This is a genomic window from uncultured Modestobacter sp. (assembly GCF_947486615.1).
GTDB lineage: Bacteria > Actinomycetota > Actinomycetes > Mycobacteriales > Geodermatophilaceae > Modestobacter.
In genome coordinates, this window is sequence record NZ_CANKUD010000012.1 from 12,706 (window position 1) to 28,949 (window position 16,244).

17 protein-coding genes and 2 riboswitches are annotated in these 16,244 nt (G+C 77.1%); of the genes, 5 read left to right on the plus strand and 12 right to left on the minus strand.

What is annotated here, in order from left to right; genetic code table 11:
* Window positions 1-15 precede the first annotated feature (15 nt).
* Window positions 16-1,149 carry a hypothetical protein gene (locus tag Q1A09_RS18770; protein ID WP_299958492.1) on the minus strand — a complete coding sequence of 378 codons (1,134 nt, stop codon included), beginning with the start codon at window positions 1,147-1,149 and terminating at the stop codon, window positions 16-18.
* Window positions 1,150-1,299: 150 nt separating this feature from the next.
* Here Q1A09_RS18770 and Q1A09_RS18775 point away from each other — a divergent pair, with 150 nt between their 5' ends.
* Window positions 1,300-3,843 (plus strand): SpoIIE family protein phosphatase, encoded by a 2,544-nt coding sequence (locus tag Q1A09_RS18775; RefSeq protein WP_299958495.1) that lies wholly within the window; start codon window positions 1,300-1,302, stop codon window positions 3,841-3,843.
* A gap of 30 nt (window positions 3,844-3,873) precedes the next feature.
* Here Q1A09_RS18775 and Q1A09_RS18780 read toward each other — a convergent pair whose 3' ends face one another.
* From Q1A09_RS18780 to Q1A09_RS18815, 8 genes are all read right to left on the minus strand, one after another.
* A complete protein-coding gene (locus tag Q1A09_RS18780; protein ID WP_299958498.1) occupies window positions 3,874-4,314 on the minus strand; it encodes an ATP-binding protein in 441 nt (146 codons plus the stop codon).
* Between the two features lie 229 nt (window positions 4,315-4,543).
* Window positions 4,544-4,867, minus strand: a complete 324-nt coding sequence (locus Q1A09_RS18785) for a multidrug efflux SMR transporter (protein WP_299958501.1) — start codon at window positions 4,865-4,867, stop codon at window positions 4,544-4,546.
* A 19-nt stretch (window positions 4,868-4,886) separates the two neighbouring features.
* Complete coding sequence (locus Q1A09_RS18790) at window positions 4,887-5,453, minus strand: thiamine phosphate synthase (protein ID WP_299958504.1); 567 nt, start codon at window positions 5,451-5,453, stop codon at window positions 4,887-4,889.
* Window positions 5,450-6,283: a thiazole synthase gene (locus tag Q1A09_RS18795; RefSeq protein ID WP_299958507.1), complete on the minus strand. Its 834-nt coding sequence runs from the start codon at window positions 6,281-6,283 to the stop codon at window positions 5,450-5,452. Before Q1A09_RS18795 ends, Q1A09_RS18790 begins: the two co-directional genes overlap by 4 nt.
* Complete coding sequence (gene thiS, locus Q1A09_RS18800; protein ID WP_299958510.1) at window positions 6,284-6,490, minus strand: sulfur carrier protein ThiS; 207 nt, start codon at window positions 6,488-6,490, stop codon at window positions 6,284-6,286. It abuts the gene before it with no gap.
* Complete coding sequence (gene thiO, locus Q1A09_RS18805; RefSeq protein ID WP_299958513.1) at window positions 6,487-7,689, minus strand: glycine oxidase ThiO; 1,203 nt, start codon at window positions 7,687-7,689, stop codon at window positions 6,487-6,489. The genes thiS and thiO overlap by 4 nt, the downstream gene beginning before the upstream one ends.
* The gene (gene thiE, locus Q1A09_RS18810; protein ID WP_299958516.1) at window positions 7,686-8,300 is read right to left on the minus strand and encodes a thiamine phosphate synthase; all 615 of its coding nucleotides are present in this window, start codon (window positions 8,298-8,300) and stop codon (window positions 7,686-7,688) included. The genes thiO and thiE overlap by 4 nt, the downstream gene beginning before the upstream one ends.
* Entirely contained in the window at window positions 8,297-9,637 is a 1,341-nt protein-coding gene (locus Q1A09_RS18815) for a cytosine permease (protein WP_299958519.1), read from the minus strand. The genes thiE and Q1A09_RS18815 overlap by 4 nt, the downstream gene beginning before the upstream one ends.
* A riboswitch (TPP riboswitch) is annotated at window positions 9,628-9,737 on the minus strand. It overlaps the preceding gene by 10 nt.
* A 45-nt stretch (window positions 9,738-9,782) precedes the next feature.
* On the opposite strand from Q1A09_RS18815, the gene Q1A09_RS18820 reads away from it, so the two are divergent.
* From Q1A09_RS18820 to Q1A09_RS18835, 4 genes are read left to right on the plus strand one after another with little or no spacing between them, the layout of a single operon-like run.
* On the plus strand, window positions 9,783-10,373 hold the full coding sequence (locus Q1A09_RS18820) for a TenA family transcriptional regulator (protein ID WP_299958522.1): 591 nt from the start codon (window positions 9,783-9,785) through the stop codon (window positions 10,371-10,373).
* A complete protein-coding gene (locus tag Q1A09_RS18825; protein WP_299958525.1) occupies window positions 10,370-10,987 on the plus strand; it encodes a TenA family protein in 618 nt (205 codons plus the stop codon). Before Q1A09_RS18820 ends, Q1A09_RS18825 begins: the two co-directional genes overlap by 4 nt.
* Window positions 10,984-11,670: an ABC transporter ATP-binding protein gene (locus Q1A09_RS18830; RefSeq protein ID WP_299958528.1), complete on the plus strand. Its 687-nt coding sequence runs from the start codon at window positions 10,984-10,986 to the stop codon at window positions 11,668-11,670. The genes Q1A09_RS18825 and Q1A09_RS18830 overlap by 4 nt, the downstream gene beginning before the upstream one ends.
* A gap of 21 nt (window positions 11,671-11,691) precedes the next feature.
* The gene (locus Q1A09_RS18835) at window positions 11,692-13,230 is read left to right on the plus strand and encodes a DUF6297 family protein (RefSeq protein WP_299958530.1); all 1,539 of its coding nucleotides are present in this window, start codon (window positions 11,692-11,694) and stop codon (window positions 13,228-13,230) included.
* A 75-nt stretch (window positions 13,231-13,305) separates the two neighbouring features.
* Here the strand turns inward: Q1A09_RS18835 and Q1A09_RS18840 are convergent, their stop codons facing one another.
* The 3 genes from Q1A09_RS18840 to Q1A09_RS18850 all read right to left on the minus strand — a co-directional run bounded on the left by Q1A09_RS18840 (window position 13,306) and on the right by Q1A09_RS18850 (window position 16,138).
* Window positions 13,306-14,073 carry an energy-coupling factor transporter transmembrane component T gene (locus Q1A09_RS18840; RefSeq protein ID WP_299958533.1) on the minus strand — a complete coding sequence of 256 codons (768 nt, stop codon included), beginning with the start codon at window positions 14,071-14,073 and terminating at the stop codon, window positions 13,306-13,308.
* Window positions 14,070-15,524: an ABC transporter ATP-binding protein gene (locus tag Q1A09_RS18845; protein ID WP_299958536.1), complete on the minus strand. Its 1,455-nt coding sequence runs from the start codon at window positions 15,522-15,524 to the stop codon at window positions 14,070-14,072. Before Q1A09_RS18845 ends, Q1A09_RS18840 begins: the two co-directional genes overlap by 4 nt.
* On the minus strand, window positions 15,524-16,138 hold the full coding sequence (locus Q1A09_RS18850) for an ECF transporter S component (RefSeq protein WP_299958539.1): 615 nt from the start codon (window positions 16,136-16,138) through the stop codon (window positions 15,524-15,526). The genes Q1A09_RS18845 and Q1A09_RS18850 overlap by 1 nt, the downstream gene beginning before the upstream one ends.
* A riboswitch (TPP riboswitch) is annotated at window positions 16,137-16,239 on the minus strand. (Overlaps the previous gene by 2 nt.)
* Between the last annotated feature and the right edge of the window lie 5 nt (window positions 16,240-16,244).

Genomic DNA, 16,244 nt, shown 5'->3' on the forward strand with positions numbered 1-16,244 from the left:
TGATGCGGGGCCGGGTCAGTCCGGCGCCTCCTCCCGGGCCAGCTCCTCGGGCACGACGGCCGCCAGGCACCGCTGGACGGCGACCACCACGCTGCTCGCGGCGAACAGGTCGTGGTCGGTGGTGGCGCGCACCCGGCGCAGCTCGCCGATCAGGCCGTCCAGCGCGTCGTAGGCGGCCCGGGTCGCCTCCGGGCCGGCCGTCGCACCCTCGACCGACCGCAGCGCGTCGGCCAACCCCCTGAGGGCGGCCGCCGCGGTGGGCCGCAGGGTCGGGCCGAGCGCCACCTCGGACAGCTCGGACCGCTCGGTCTCCGCGATCAGCTGGGTCAGGTCCTCGACCAGCAGGGTCAGCCGCTCCAGCGCCCGGGCCTGGGCGTACTGCCGCTCGGCGTCCTGCTGGTGCCGGCGGGCCCGCCGGTTGCCGCGCCGGGCCTCGTCGGTCTGCTGCACCGCGGTGCGCATCTGGGCGAGCACCGGGTCGATCGAGCGCATCCGGGTGCGCCACTCGTCCTGGCTGGGTGGGTGCTCCTGACGGAGTCCCTCGGCGAGGTCGCCGAGCTGGTCGGCCAGCAGGTCACGCAGCCGGCCGAGCTCGGTCTGGGACGGCGCCAGCGGCAGCGGCGGGAAGGCGGCGAGGACGGCCATCCCGATCAGCGCACCGAAGAACGTCAGCCCGGCGTAGCCGGCCACGTAGTCGATCGGGTCGCCCCCGCCGATGATCAGCACGAACAGCGCCGAGGTGGGCACCCAGCTGCCGGCACTGCCCAGCCGGTCCCACCCGGCCAGCACCACCCCGGCGATGACGACGATCCCGATGGTGGCGACCGTCGGGGTGGGCAGCGCGTCGCCGGCCAGCGCCACCGCGGCGCCGATGGCGATGGCCGCGATCGACTGGGCGGAGGACCGTGCCGAGCCGGCCAGGGTGGTCGAGGTGGCGATCACCGCCCCGAAGGGCGCGTAGTACGGGTACTCCTGGGCCGGGCCGGGGAGCAGACGGGCCAGTGCCCAGGCGATCGTCGCGGCGATGGCGGCACGGAGGGCGAGACCGAGCTGCGGGTGCCGGGCCCAGGTGCGCCGCGCGGACCCCGCCCAGGAGCGGGGGTTCCGGGACCGGGGCGTCCCGGGACCGGCACGCACGGGTGTCTGCACCCACCCATGCTCCCCCGGTGCGGGTCGTCCGGCACGGGGCTGCCCGGCACCCTCGGAGGCGCGCCCCGGCCACCGGGCATGATCGACCGCGGCACGAGCACCGCGGACGGGGGCGGTGCGGGAGTTCTCGGGGACAGGGAGGGGCCGGCCATGACGCTGCACGACCCCTCGCGGATCGCAGCGGGCGCCCGTGTCTCCGCCGTCGCCGCCCGCCCCGGTCTGCAACGGCTGACCGACCTGGCCGCGGAGCTGCTCGGTGCCCCGTCGGCCGGCGTCGCCCTGGCCGGTGACCTCCAGGTCGTCGCCGGTGTCTCGGGGCGCCCCGTGTGGCGGGTCGGCACCGAACGCCGCCTCGACGACACCCTGGGCGGCACGGTCGTGGCCGCCCGCGCACCCCGGGCCTACACCGACGTCCGGTCCGATCCGCGGGTCGCGCACCTGCCGGCGGTGCAGGCCGGCCGGGTCGCCGCCTACCTCGGGGTACCGCTGTTCGAATCCGCCGGTGAGCACGTCGTCGGCGTCCTGGCGGTGTTCGGGCCGGAGCCCCGGGTGTGGAGCGAGGACGACGTGGCGCTGCTGAGCCGGCTGGCCGGGCCGGTCACCTCCGAGCTCGAGCTCGCCGCGGTCGTCGCCGAGTTCGAGGGCGACCGGCTGCGCTGGGGGCTGGCCATCGACGCCGCGGGGATCGGCGGTTTCGACTGGGACCTGGTCACCGACGAGCTGGTCTGGGACGACCGGATGGTCGAGCTGTTCGAGTACGACCGGTCCAGGTTCCCCGGCACGATCGAGGCGTTCACCGACCGCCTGCACCGCGAGGACTCCGCTCGCGTCCGGGACGCCCTGCAGGTGGCGGTCGACGCCCGCAGCGGGTTCGAGGTGGAGTACCGGGTGGTGCTGCCCTCCGGCGAGGTCCGGTGGCTGCTGAGCCGTGGCCGGGTGCTGCCCGACGAGCGCGGTGCCGCCGTGCGCATGGTGGGCGCCGCCCAGGACACCACCCGCCAGCGGGACGGCGACGCCCGGGTGGCGCGGGTGCTGGAGTCGATGCCCGCCGCCTTCTTCTCGCTCAGCCGGGACTGGCGCTTCACTTATGTCAACGTCCAGGCCGAGCTGTTGCTGGGGCGCTCCCGCGACGAGCTGGTCGGCGGGGACATCTGGGAGCTGTTCCCCGCGGCGGTGGGCGGCGCCTTCGAGGAGAACTACCGGTCGGCGATGGCCCGACGGGAGCCGGCCGTCTTCGAGGCGTACTACCCGCCGCCGCTGGACAGCTGGTACGAGGTCCGGGCCTGGCCGGACGCCGACGGCCTGTCGGTCTACTTCCTCGACGTGACCGAGCGGCGCCGGGCCGAGGACGCGGCCCGGCGGGAGGCCGAGCGGCTGGCGTTGATCGCCCAGGTGTCCGACACCCTGTCCACCGCGCTGATCGACCGGCGTGGTGCGCGTGGGGCGCTGGAGGAGCTGGTGCGCGCGGTGGTCCCCGCGCTGGGCGACTGGGCCATCGCCAGCCTGGTCGAGGAGGACGGGCGCCTGCAGGACGTCGCCAGCTGGCACCGCGACCCCGCGCTGCGGCCCACGGCGGCCACCTACGCCCGGCTGCGACTGGCTGCGCTGACCAACACCGCGCCGATCGTCGACGCCCTGGCCACCGGGGAGCTGGCCGTCATCCCCGACGTCGCGGCCGCGGTCGGCAACGGGCTGCCGGCCGGCGAGGTCCGGGACGCCTACTGGCAGCTGAACCCGGGAAACGCGCTGGCGCTGGCACTGGTCGCCCGCGGCCGGGTGCTGGGCGCCCTGTCGCTGTACCGCGACCGGGGACGGGCGCAGGCCGACGAGCAGGAGCAAGCCACCTTCCGGGACGTCGCGGACCGGGTGGCGCTGGCGCTGGACAGCGCGGCGCTGCACGAGCAGCAGCGCCGGATGGCCGAGGAGCTGCAGCGCAGTCTGCTGACCGCGCCGCCGGAGCCCGACCACTCGGAGATCGTCGTCCGCTACATCCCGGCGGTGCAGGCCGCCCAGGTGGGCGGTGACTGGTACGACGCGTTCCTGCAGCCCGGCGGCGCGACGATGGTGGCGATCGGGGACGTCGTCGGGCACGACACGGTGGCCGCCGCGGCGATGGGCCAGCTGCGCAGCCTGCTGCGGGGCATCGCCTACAGCAGCGGTGGCGGGCCGGCGGCGGTGCTGGCCGACCTCGACCGCGCCATGGAGGGGCTGCAGGTGCACACCCTGGCCACCGCGGCGGTGGCCCGGTTCGAGCAGGAGCCGGTCGACCGGGAGCGCGGGGAGACCCGGTTGCGCTGGTCGAGCGCGGGGCATCCGCCGCTGCTGGTGCTGCACGTGGACGGCCGGGTGGAGGTGCTGGCGACCGAGCGCGCCGACCTGATGCTCGGCGTCCTCCCGGAGGCCCGGCGGCGTGAGCAGGTCGCCGTGGTCGACCGGGGTGCCACGGTGCTGCTCTACACCGACGGGTTGGTCGAGGGCCCGGACCTGCCGCTGGACGACGGTGTCGCCCGGCTGGCCGAGCTGCTCGGCGAGCTCGGCCACCTCCCGCTCGAGGAGCTGTGCGACCAGCTGGTGGCCGGGCTGAGGCCGCAGGGGTCGGAGGACGACGTCGCCCTGGTCGCCGTCCGGCTGCACCCGGAAGACCGGCCGCGGCCGGTCAGCGCCGGACCGGAGCGGGTGCCCAGGACCCCCTGAACGCCGGCCGGCGAGGCCGGGGGGCGTCGTTCAGCGGCGGGGGAGCAGCGCCCAGACGCTCTTCTGGCCCTCGGTCAGGTGCCAGCCGTGCGCGTCGGCCATCTCGGCGATCAGGTAGAGCCCGAGGCCGCCCTGGCTCGGGTCGCGGCCCACGGCGGGCGCCGGCGGGCGGGTGGCCGCGGAGTCCCGCACCTCGATCAGCCAGGCGTCCGGGGTGCGCTGCACCCGGGCGCGGACCCCTCCGCCACCGTGCCGCAGGGCGTTGGAGGCCATCTCGTCGAAGGCCAGGACGACGGCCTCGTCCAGGTCGGCGGCCTCCTGGTCACCGCGGGACTCGGCTGCCAGGCCCCGGCGGAGCTGGGCGCGGACCCGGGGCAGCTCAGCAACCGTGGTGAGGTCCCACGACCAGCCGGCCTCGGCGGGCGGAGGTGGCGACGACGGCCATGCCAGGCCGGCCGACTCGCCCGTCACTCGATCTCCTCGCGTCCTGGCCGTCAGCTGCTCGACGGCGAACCCCTGTCTTGGCCCTGAGCGACCCTGCTGAAACCCGACACGTCGTGTGAGTCACCTCACTCGATCCGACCGGGCTGCGCGTCGGTCCGACGGCCGCTGTTCCCCCGGCACCGTAGGACATCGGCAGGGTCGCCGGGCGGCGGGAACCGCCGATGTCACGGCGACGTCATGTGGCGGCGGGGCAGGTTCAGTGCGCGCTGCCGCCCAACTGGAGCAGCACCACCCCGCCGACCACCAGGGCCAGCCCACCCACCTGCCAGCCGGTGAGCGACTGGCCGAGGAAGACCGCACCGATCGCGGCCACCGCGGCGGTGCCGGTGGCCGACCAGATGGCGTAGGCCACCCCGACCGGGACCGTCTTGACCACCTGCGCGAGCAGCACGAAGGAGAGCGCGTAGCCGGCCAGCACGGCCAGGCTGGGCAGCAGCACGGTGAACCCGGCGGTGCGGGGGAGCAGCGAGGTCGCGACGACCTCGCTGACGATCGCGCAGGCGAGCAGGAGGTAGGCCACGGCCCCGATCGTGCCCGCCTCAGCCCAGGGCCGTGAGCAGGTCGCGCACCGACGCCGGGTCGCGCATCACCGAGCCCATCACCGCGACCCCGGAGGCACCGGCGGCCAGGCAGCCGGCCACCTCCTCGGGGCCGATCCCGCCGAGGGCGTAGACCGGCGGGCCCAGCGGCACGAGCGCGGCCAGCCCGGCCGGGCCCAGGGGTGGGCCGTACCCGGGCTTGGACGGCGTCGGGAACACCGGGGAGAGGAAGGCCCAGTCGCAGCCCTCGGCGCGGGCCCGGGTCAGCTCGGCCGCGGCGTGGCAGGACCGGCCGACCAGCCGGGGGCGCGGCGCCGGGAGCGGGTCGTGCGCGGCCAGATGGACGGCGTCGGCGGCCCCGGCGCCCGCGCGGACCAGCAACCCGCCGACCGGGTCGAGCAGCGCCCGCAGCCGGCCGGCCAGGGCGTCGCGCTCGGGCCCGGGCAGGTCCTTCTCCCGCAGCACCACCGCACGGGCGCCGGCGTCGACCGCGGCGGCCACGGTGTTGACCAGGCTGCCCCGGCACTGGGTGCGGTCGGTGAGCACCAGCAGCCGCGGCAGGGTCATCCCAGCTCCGGGCGCCCCTGCATCGCGGTGGAGGCCTGGGCGTGCCAGCGCCGGGGGATCCGCCCGGCGCCGTGGGCCAGCCGGCCGCCCTCCACCGCCTGCCGCATGGCCAGCGCCATCCGCTCGGGGTCGCGGGCGCGGGTCACCGCCGAGGCCAGGAGGACCGCGTCGCAGCCCAGCTCCATCGCCAGCGCGGCGTCGGAGGCGGTGCCGATGCCGGCGTCGAGCACCACCGGGACGTCGACCGCCTCCCGCAGCAGCGCGATCGAGTGCGGGTTGCGGATGCCCAGCCCGCTGCCGATCGGCGAGCCCAGCGGCATGATCGCGGCGCACCCGACGTCGGCCAGCCGCCGCCCGAGCACCGGGTCGTCGGTGGTGTACGGCAGCACGGTGAACCCCTCGGCGACCAGCTGCTCGGCGGCGTCCACCAGCTCGACGGCGTCCGGCAGCAGCGTCACCTCGTCGCCGATGACCTCGAGCTTCACCCAGTCGGTGCCGAACGCCTCCCGGCCGAGACGGGCGGCGAGCACCGCCTCCCGGGCGGTCATGCACCCGGCGGTGTTGGGCAGCAGCCGGACGCCGCAGCGCTCCAGCACCTCGAGCATCGAGCCGCCCGGCACCGCCTCCACCCGGCGCAGGGCGACGGTGACCAGCTGGGTGCCCGAGGCCCGGACCACCCGCTCCAGCACCTCGAGGCTGGGCAGGCCGCCGGTGCCGAGCACCAGCCGGGAGGTGAAGGTCTGCCCGGCGATGGTGAACGGGTCCGTGGCCTCCTCGTGGGCGAGGGCGGGGGCGAGCTCGTCGGGCGGGGTGGGGGTCGTGCTGGACATTCAGCCTCCTGCGGTGGGGGCGAGCACCTCGAGGCGGTCGCCGGGGGAGAGCTCGGTGGTGGCCCAGCTGCTGCGCGGGACGACGTCGCCGTTGCGGGCGACCGCGACCCGGTCGTGGCCGCCGCTGCGCTCGGCGACCAGGACGGCGACGGTGGCGCCGGCCGGCAGCTCGGCGGGGGCGCCGTTGACGGTGATCGGGACGGTCATCGGTGGGTGAACCTCTCGGCGGTGAACGGGGCGGCGAGCTCGGGCAGCGCACCGTCGGCCAGCAGGCCGGCGACGACGTCACCGGTGACCGGGGTGAGCAGCACGCCGTTGCGGTGGTGGCCGGTGGCCAGCACCAGCCCGGGCAGCCCGCAGGGACCGAGCAGCGGGGCGTTGTCGGGGGTGCCGGGGCGCCAGCGGGCCAGCGTCTCGACCAGCTCCAGCTCGCTCACCCCGGGCACGACCTCCATCGCGTCGTGCAGCAGGTCGTGCACCCCGCCGGCGGTGACGGTGGCGTCGAAGCCGCGGTCCTCGGTGGTCGCCCCGACCACCAGCCGGCCCTCGCCGTAGGGCACCAGGTAGACGTGCCGGCCGCGCACCAGCGCTCGCACCGTGCCACTGAGCAGCCCAGCTGCCCCGGCCAGCCGCAGGATCTGCCCCTTCACCGGCCGCACCGGCAGCGGCGGCACACCCGGCAACCCGCCGCTGCGCGCACCCAGGGCCAGGACGACGGCGGACGCGGCGAGCACCGAGCCGTCGGCGAGCCGCAACCCCGCGGCCCGGCCGTCCGCGACCAGCAGCTCGGCGACCCGCTGGGGCACCACCCGCACACCGGCGGCCTGCGCGGCAGTCAGCAGCGCGCGGTGCAGCGCCCGGCCGTCGACCGAGTGGTCGCCGTCCACGGCCAGCCCGCCGCGCAGCCGCGGGGTGAGCGCGGGCTCCCGACGGCGGGTGGCCGAGGGGGTCAGCCGCTCGGCGACCAGCCCGAGTTCGCACTGGTAGGCGTGCAGCGCGTCCAGGGCGGCGACGTCGTCGGCGTCGAAGCCGACCACCAGCGTGCCGGCGGTGCGCAGCCCGACCGGCGTCCCGCTCGCCGCCTCCAGCTCGGCGGCGAAGGCCGGCCAGCGCTGCACCGACGCCAGGCACAGCCGCAGCAGCGCCTCCTCGCCGTAGGCGGCCTCGGTGACCGGGGCGAGCATCCCGGCGGCGGCCTCGGAGGCGCCGGTGCCGGGGGCGTCGTCGACCACGGTGACCGACAGCCCCCGCTGCGCCGCCCGCCACGCGACCGCCAGCCCGATCAGCCCGCCACCGGCGACAGCCACGTCGGTCGTGCCGGCGTCCGTCGTCCTGGCTCCCGTCGTCCTGGCTCCCGTCGTCCCGGTGTCCGTCGTCCCGGTGTCGGTCGTCCCGGTGTCGGTCATCCCAGTGCCCGCAGCAGGTCGCGGGTGGCGGCCGTCGGGTCGGCCGCGGCGGCGACCGCGCCGACCACCGCGACGCCAGCGGCCCCGGCGGCCAGCAGCTCGCCGACCCGGGCGGCGGTGACCCCGCCGATGGCGATCACCGGTACCGGCACCGCCGTGGCCACCGCGGCGACCCCGGCCGGCCCGATCGGGTCGGGAAGCCCGGTCTTGGTGGTGGTCGCGAAGGCCGGGCCGACGCCGAGGTAGTCCGCGCCCTCGGCGACGAGCAGCCGGGCGCGCTCCGGGTCGCGGGCGGTGCCGCCGAGCAGGTGTCCGGGCCCGGCGACCCGCCGGGCGGCGGCCAGCGGCAGGTCGTGCTCGCCGAGGTGCGTGCCGTCAGCGCCCACCGCCAGGGCGACGTCCACCCGGTCGTTGACCAGACAGGTGGTGCCCGCCGGCCGGCACAGCTCCACCACCGCGCGGGCGAAGTCGTGCAGCACCCGGTCTGTGCAGCCCTTGGCCCGCACCTGCACCACCGGCGCACCCGCGGCCACCGCCGCGGCGACGGCGGCCAACGCCCGCGGCCCACCGGCGGCGTCGGTGAGCACGTGCAGCCCGCCGAGGGGCCTCATGCCGCCGTCCGGCGGGCCCGCAGCCGGGCCGGCAGCACCAGCAGCGTGGTCAGCACCGCCGCGACGGCCAGGCTGACCAGCGAGGCCGACCAGCCGTTGGCCGGGTCGATGCCCAGGTCGAGCTGGCGGTCGGTCCACCAGGTGGTCCAGCCGGCGCCCGGGCCGCCGAAGTACGTCGGCAGGGTCAGCTGGTAGGCGACGAACCCGGCCAGCCAGGGCAGCAGCAGCGACAGCCGGGCCGGGGCGGTGTCCGAGGTGTCCCAGGCCCGGGTGCGCAGCGCGTAGGCGATCAGGAAGACCCCGATCAGCGGCACGAAGACCGCGCCGATCAGGAAGAGGAACGGCTCGTAGGCGGCGATGTCGAAGCTGAGCGCCAGCAGCGTGGCGACGGTACCGACGACGACCGCGGCGACCCGCCGGTCGATCCGGGCGACGACGTTCTGCGCCGAGACGGCGGTGGAGTAGAGGTTGGCGAACGCCTCGTCCAGCTCGACGACCACCAGCACCAGCACGGCCAGCGCACCCAGCGGCACGGCCAGCAGCGCGTCGACGACGTCCAGGCCGGCGCTGCCGTAGGCGGCCAGCGCCAGCACGCCGAGGGTGAACATCGCCACCGTGGCCAGCCCGTAGCCCAGCGCCGCGCCGGTGGCGGCGGACCGGCCGCTGCGCACGTGCCGGGTGTAGTCGGCGGCCAGCGGGAACCAGGAGATCGGCAGGGCGATGACGATGTCGGTCGCCGTCCAGAACGAGGTGGCGTTGCCGGTGGCGAGGTCGGGCAGCGGCTCGCGGAGCACCTCGACGTACAGGTAGACGATCGCGGCCAGCGCCGCCCACACCGCGTACCGGGACAGCACCCGGACGACGCCGAGCGGGCGCAGTGCCATCGCGGTGGCCAGCACCCCGGCCAGCAGCACGAACGGCCAGCGCGGCGCGTCGAGCACCCGGGAGGCGGCCTCGGCGATGATCACGATCTCGAAGGTCGCCCAGCCGATGCACTGCACCAGGTTCAGCGCGGTGGGCAGCCAGGAGGCGTGCCGGCCGAGCAGGCCGCGCAGCAGCACCATCGCCGGGACGCCCTCCCGGGCCCCGATCCCGGCCGCGGCGCCGAGCAGCAGCGCGCCGATCACGGCGCCGACGACGACGGCGCCGAGGGTCACCGCCAGCGGCCGGTCGGGCAGGACGACGAAGACCGCGGCCACCGGCAGCAGCAGGCTGATGCCCAGGTTGCCCCACAGGCCCAGGGCGTCCCGGAAGCCCAGGGTGCGGGCGGGTGGCTCGCCCAGGGTGAGGGGTGCCTCCGCGGTGGAGGACGGGTGGATGACGTCGGACGTGCTCATCGACAGCTCCCTACGCCGGCATTACCCGGTCAGGTTCCAGCGGTCGGCGGCAGGTCAGCCGCCCTCTCAGCCCGGTTCTCCGAGCTCCCGCACGTGGCATCGGCCACGACGGAGATCACCCTAGCCACCTCGTAGAGTCCGCGCCGTGCCGGTCGCCGAACTGCTCCGACGTCATCCCGATGCCTGGCGCGGGGCCACCGCGCACCCCTTCCTGCAGGCGGTGGCCGACGGGTCGCTGCCGCCGGCCGCGTTCGACACCTGGCTGGTGCAGGACGCCCGCTTCGTCGCCGACCTGCTGCGCTTCCAAGCCCGGTTGCTGGCCCGGGCGCCGCGCCCGGCCCAGGCCGTGCTGGCCGGCGGCGCCGTGGCGCTGGTCGAGGAGCTGGCCTGGTTCGAGCAGCAGGCCGCCGCGCGCGGGCTGGACCTCACCGCCCCGGCACGGCCGGCCACCGCCGCCTACGCCGAGCTGCTCGACCGGCTGGACCGCGCCGACGTGCCCACCGCGCTGACCGCGCTGTGGACGATCGAGCGCACCTACCTCGACGCCTGGTCGGCCGCGGCCCCCGGGGCGCCGGCCTACCGAGCGTTCGTCGAGCACTGGACCGTGCCGGCCTTCGCCGGGTACGTCGCCGGCCTGGAGGAGGCGGCCGACGCGGCCGGCGGGTCCGACGACGCGCTCTTCCTCGAGGTCGTCGCGGCGGAGACGGCGTTCTGGCAGATGGCGGTGGACGCGTGAGCCTCGCCGCCGAGCTCTGGGCGGAGAACGCCGAGCTGGCCGCCGCTGCCCTGGCGCACCCGTTCGTGCAGGGGATCGCCGACGGCTCGCTGCCCACCGAGCGGTTCGCCGGCTACGTCGCCCAGGACGCGTTCTTCCTGGAGTCCTTCGCCCGCGGCTACGCGCTCGGGGTGGCGCACAGCCCGGACCGGGCGGCGCTGGACACCTTCGCCGACCTGCTCGCCGGAGTGCGCGAGGAGCTGCGGATGCACAACTCCTACGCGGCCCGCTGGGGCATCGACCTGACCGCCGTCCGGCCGCTGCCGGCGACGTCGGCCTACACCGACTTCCTGCTGGCCACCGCGTCGCTGGGTGGCGTGGGCCTGACCTGCGCGGCGATGACGCCGTGCATGCGGCTCTACGCCCACCTCGGCCAGTCGCTGGCCGGCACGGCGGCCACGCCGTACACCGAGTGGATCACCACCTACGCCGACCCCGGCTTCGAGGACCTCGCGGTCACCCTGGAGCGGCTGCTGGACGCCACCGCCCCCGACACCCGCGCCGTCCGGCACGCCTACCGCCGCGCGATGCAGCTGGAGGTGGCGTTCTTCGACGCCGCCGGGCAGGCGGGATGACGGCGGCTGCCCTGCTGGCGGCGACCGAGCTCGAGGTCGGGTACGGCGGCGCCCCGGTCTGCGGCCCGGTCACCGTCTCCGTCGGCGCCGGCGAGGCGGTGGCCCTGGTCGGGCCCAACGGCGCGGGCAAGTCGACCGTGCTGCAGACGATGGTCGGCCTGCTGTCCCCGCTGGCCGGCACCGTCCGGTTCGGCGGCGAGCGGGTCGACGAACGAGACGCGGCGTTCCGCCGGGCGGTCGCCGGGGTGCTGGACGAGGACGCCTTCTTCCCCTCGCTCACCGGTGCCGAGCACCTGCTGCTCACCGCCCGCGCCCATGGGGTGGCCGACGCCGAGGCGGTGGTGGCCGCCGAGCTGGCCGCCTTCGGGCTCACCGGCCGCCAGGACGCGCTGCCCACCGCGCTCTCCTCCGGCCAGCGCCGGCGGCTGGCCCTGGCCGGTGCCCTGGTGCGCCCGGCGCAGCTGGTGGTGCTCGACGAGCCCGAGCGCCGGCTGGACACCGCGATGCGCCGGTCCCTGGCCGACCGGCTGGTGGCGCTGGTCGACGCCGGCGCGGCCGTGCTGTTCGCCAGCCACGATCCGGCGTTCATCGGCACGCTCGCCGACCGGGCGGTGCTCATCGGGGACGACGAGTGCCCGGTGGTCGACCCCGCGGACGCCGTCGCCGCCCTGCAGGAGGGCTGAGCCACGGGCAGCACCCGGCCGGTGGCCCGGGGCGCGGCGGAGTGGAGCGGGGCGGCGGTCCGCCGGTTCACCCGCCGGGCGACCGCCGCCCGCGCGGACACCAGCTGGCTCACCCGGGCCGGGGACGCGCTGTCCGCGCTGACCTCGGCCGGGGTCTTCGTCGCCGTCTGCGGCGGCACGGTGTCCAGCCTGCGCGAGGAGATCGCCGCCCGGCCCGCGGCGGGTGCGGCCGTGCTGCCCGGTGGGCTCACCGCCGCAGCAGTGGCGCTGGCCCTCGGTGCCGGGCTGGTCGCGCTCTTCGCCCGGCTGGGCCCGGTCAGCGCGACCCCGGCCGCGGCCGCCTGGTGGCTGCCCCTGCCGGCCTGCCGGCGGAGCCTGCTGCGCGGCGAGCTGGGCCGCGCGGTCGGGCTCGCGGTGGCCGTGGCGCTGACCGTCGGGGTGCCGGCGGTGCTGGCCTGGACGCGGACGTTGCCCGGCGTGCTCGCCGGGCTGGCCGCCGCCGGGCTCCTGGCCGCCCTCGGGGTGGGGCTGCTCGTCGTCCGGCAGGCCGGGGACGGCGCACGCTGGGTGCCGGCGGCCGCCGGCACCGTCACCGCGCTGGCGGTGGCCGGGCCGGCGGCGACCGGCTGCCTGATCGCTGCTGTCGGCGGCCGGCTGCCCCGGGTGCCCGGCTGGTCCTCGCCGGCGGTGACGGTCGGCGTCCTGGTCGGGCTGCTGGCCGCGACGGTCGTGGGGCTGCTGGTCGCCGACCGCCGGCTGGACCGGCTGCCGGCCGCCTCGTTGCGCGCATCGGGGGAGACGGCGCAGTACGCCACCGCGTCGGTGTTCTCCCTCGACACCCGGGAGCTGGGTCGGGCGCTCCGGACGACGGTGCGCCGGCCCCGGCAGTCGCTGACCTGGCGCTGGGTGCGGGCGCCCTGGCAGGCCGTCGTCGCCGGGGACCTGGCGGTGCTGGCCCGCTCGCCGTGGCGCTGGGGGCAGCTGCTGGCCGGTGCGGCGTTGCCGGTGCTGGCCGCCCGCACCGAGGGGCTGGCCGAGGTGCCGGTGGTGGTGGCGGTCGCCGTCGTGCTGGGCTGGGGCGCCGCAGCCACGGCGCTGGGGGAGCCGGGCCGGCGGGCGGCCGCGTCCCCGGCGGCCGACCGTGCGCTGCCGCTGAGGGCCGCCCAGGTGGTGTGGGCCCGGGCGATCGTGCCGGTCGCCGTCCTGGTGGTCGTCTGCGGGCTCTCGGCGCTGCTGGTCGGCCAGGGCACCGGGGCGCCGGTCGCCTGGCTGGCGCTGGGTGCGGCGGCCGCGCCGGCCTGGGCCGGTGCCGCGCTGCGGGCCGCCTACCGCCCCGACCTCGACTGGTCCGGGCCGGTGCTCTCCTCGCCGATGGGCGCGGTGCCCACCGGGGTGGGCACGACCCTGGTCCGCGGCCCGGACGCCGGGGTCCTCGGCACCGCGCCGGTCGCGCTCGCGCTGCTGCTGGGGGCCGCGCCCTGGTGGCTGGTCGGCGCGCAGCTGGCCTGGTCGCTGGCGCTCGGGGCGCTCGCCGTCGGCACTGCCCAGCCACACGACTGAGCGCCCCCGCCGTGGCCGGTCATCGGCTCGCCTCCTCCCGTCGTCGCCGGGGACGAGGTGATGATGGAGCGGCTCTCAGGACAGAGCGGGGGACCAGGCGCCGGTGAGCACGCTCGCGGTGACCGCGACCGCGCAGACGGCGACGGCGGCGGCCACCACCCAGGCATCCAGGGGGCGCAGCCGGGAACCGCGGGCGTTGGTGCGGGTGATCCCGGAGTCGAAGCCGCGGGCGTCCATCGCGGTGGCCAGCCGGCTGCCCCGCCGGATCGCCCCGACCAGCAGGCCGAACGCGGTGCTGGCCAGCAGCCGCACGTGCGCCACCGGGTTCCGGCCGCCGTCCACCCCGCGGGCCCGGCGGGCCAGCCGGATGGTCTCCCACTCCGCGGCCAGCAGCGGCACCAGCCGCAGCGCGGCCAGCGCCCCGTAGGCGAACCGGGTGGAGACCCGCCAGTGCAGGGTCAACGCGTCGGCCAGCCGCACCGGGTCGGTCGAGGCGACCAGCAGGATGCCGGGCAGCGCCAGGGCCACCACCCGCAGCGCCCAGGTCGCCCCGCTGACCCACGCCTCCGCGCCGTCCAGCGAGCCGAAGGCGACGTTCACCCACGCCACCCCGGCCGCGCTGAGCAGCAGCGGCCAGGTGCGGCGCAGCACGTCACCGGGCCGGGTCAGCCCGGCGGCCGGCAGCAGCGCCAGCTCCGCGACCAACAGCACGCTCGGCGTCACCAGGTCGCCGCTGACCAGCAGGACGACGGTGACGACGACGATCGCGGTCAGCTGGGCCACCGGGTTCACCGCCGACAGCGGCACCGGGCGGGCCGGACCCAGGGCGAGCGGGACGCTCACGCCGGCACCGGGGCGCCGAGGGTGAGCACGTCGTCGGCGAGCGCGGTGACCACGGCGGCGTCGTGGGTGACCAGGCACAGCGCGCGGTTGCCGTCCTGCTGCTCGGCCAGCAGCGCCACCAGCTCGGCCCAGGTCTCCCGGTCCTGCCCGAACGTCGGCTCGTCGAGCACCAGCACCCGGGGCGCGGTGGCCAGCGCGGTGGCCACCGACAGCCGGCGCTGCTGACCGCCGGAGAGGGTGAAGGGGTTGGCGTCGGCGAGCGCGGCCAGCCCGAGCCGCTCCAGCAGCTCCTCGGCGGTGGCCCGGGCCTGCGCGGCCCCCGCTCCCGACCGCAGCGGCCCCAGCGACAGCTCGTCGCGCACCCGGCCGGTGAGGAACTGGTGCTCGGGCTGCTGGAAGACCGTGCCGATCCGGTTCGCCAGCTCCACCGCCGGCCAGCGGTGCGGCGGCAGGCCCGGACGGCGCAGCCCGGCGGTCAGGGCGGGGGAGGCGACGACCCGGCCGGTGCTGGGCGCCCGCAGCCCGGCCAGCAGCAGCGCCAGGGTCGACTTCCCGGTGCCGTTCGGCCCGGTGACCGCCAGCGTGCGGCCGGCCGGCAGGGCGACGTCGGTGGCCGCTAGTGCCGGTCGGGCAGCGCCCCGGTAGGCGAAGCCCGCTGCCTGCGCGGTCAGCAGCGCCTCACCGGGGGAGTGCACCCGGCGCGCGGGCATCCGCAGCGGCGCCGGCCGCCAGCCGGATGGGTGCTCCACCGTGCCGCCACCGGGTAGCAGCTCCACCACCCGGTCGACCAGCGGCAGCCACGCCTCGACGTCGTGGTCGACCACCACCAGCGTCGCCGACCGGTCGGCCACCGCCCGATTGACGGCCGCCCGCACCAGCGCCGCGCCGTCCGGGTCGAGCTGGGCGGTCGGCTCGTCGAGCAGCAGCAGCCCCGGCCGCGGCGCCAGCGCGCCGGCCAGCACCAGCCGCTGCTTCTGCCCACCGGACAGCGCGGCGGTGGCGTGCTCGCGGCCGAGGTCGAAGCCGACGGCGTCCAGGGCGGTGTCCACGGCGGGCCAGATCAGCGCCGGCGGCGTCCCGGTGTTCTCCAGGCCGAAGGCCACGTCGTCCCCGGCCCGGGTCATCACCAGCTGGGAGTCCGGGTCCTGGAACACCATGCCCACCGGACGGCGCCGCCGGTCGGGCACGGCGCCGTCCACGGTCAGCTCACCGGCGACGTCGCCGGACTCCGGCTCCAGCAGCCCGCCGAGTGCGCGCAGCAGCGTCGACTTGCCCGCCCCGGAGGCGCCGGCCAGCAGCACCCGCTGCCCGGGCTCGATCCGCAGGTCGACGTCCCGGACCGCCCAGGCGCGCCGGCTGGCGTGCCGGAAGCCGAACCCGGTGAGCCGGACGGCGGCCGGACCGACCCCGTCGTGCTGGACCGGCCCCGTCCCTGGGACGGGGCCCGCCATCAGACGCGTGTCCGGCCGGAGGCGAAGGACGAGAGTGCGCCGCTGGCGGCCAGCGCCCGGGTCAGCGCCATCCCGCCGAGCCCGGCGATCACCACGGTGCTCACCACGATGAGCGCGGTGTAGGTGGTCATCCAGCCCGGCGTCCAGTCCGGGTAGTAGTTGTAGAGGTCCAGGCCCGCGGCGGTGGCACCGGCGAGCGCGGCGGCCAGCAGCGCCTGCGGCCAGCTGTACCGGCGCCAGCCGAACGCGGCGAAGCCCAGCTCCCCGGCCAGGCCCTGCAGCAGGCCGTAGACGATCACCAGCGAGCCCCAGGCCGAACCGAGCAGCGCGGAGACGATGCCGGCGATCAGCTCGGCGAACAGCGCCGCGCCGGGCTTGCGGACCACCAGCGGCGCGAGCACGGCTGGCAGCAGCCAGACGCCGTACATGAACGCCTGGCCGGGCGGGAAGGCGCCGAAGGCCGGGCCGGTGGCGGCCCACAGCAGGCCCCAGGCCCAGAAGACGACGCCGAAGGCGACGCCCAGCACGGCGGTGACGACGATGTCGACGGTGCGCCAGCCGCCGCGCGGCGCGCCCTGGGCAGCATCGGACGGACGGACGGCCGGTTCGGCCATGGTGCTCCTCCAGACTCCCTGCGCCGGCATGACCCGGATCAGGTTCGAGGGTCTGCGGTTGCCCGCACTCTCAGCGCCGAGGCGCTCCCCTGTCGTGTGTGAACGG

What these genes read in the sequence shown, in the direction of transcription:
- thiS (WP_299958510.1), bottom strand. Translation starts at nt 6,490, where the DNA reads ATGACCGTCCCGATCACCGTCAACGGCGCCCCCGCCGAGCTGCCGGCC.
- Q1A09_RS18830 (WP_299958528.1), top strand. Translation starts at nt 10,984, where the DNA reads ATGACGGCGGCTGCCCTGCTGGCGGCGACCGAGCTCGAGGTCGGGTAC.
- Q1A09_RS18790 (WP_299958504.1), bottom strand. Translation starts at nt 5,453, where the DNA reads ATGACCCTGCCGCGGCTGCTGGTGCTCACCGACCGCACCCAGTGCCGG.
- Q1A09_RS18845 (WP_299958536.1), bottom strand. Translation starts at nt 15,524, where the DNA reads ATGGCGGGCCCCGTCCCAGGGACGGGGCCGGTCCAGCACGACGGGGTC.
- Q1A09_RS18850 (WP_299958539.1), bottom strand. Translation starts at nt 16,138, where the DNA reads ATGGCCGAACCGGCCGTCCGTCCGTCCGATGCTGCCCAGGGCGCGCCG.
- thiE (WP_299958516.1), bottom strand. Translation starts at nt 8,300, where the DNA reads ATGAGGCCCCTCGGCGGGCTGCACGTGCTCACCGACGCCGCCGGTGGG.
- Q1A09_RS18795 (WP_299958507.1), bottom strand. Translation starts at nt 6,283, where the DNA reads ATGTCCAGCACGACCCCCACCCCGCCCGACGAGCTCGCCCCCGCCCTC.
- thiO (WP_299958513.1), bottom strand. Translation starts at nt 7,689, where the DNA reads ATGACCGACACCGGGACGACCGACACCGGGACGACGGACACCGGGACG.
- Q1A09_RS18775 (WP_299958495.1), top strand. Translation starts at nt 1,300, where the DNA reads ATGACGCTGCACGACCCCTCGCGGATCGCAGCGGGCGCCCGTGTCTCC.
- Q1A09_RS18815 (WP_299958519.1), bottom strand. Translation starts at nt 9,637, where the DNA reads ATGAGCACGTCCGACGTCATCCACCCGTCCTCCACCGCGGAGGCACCC.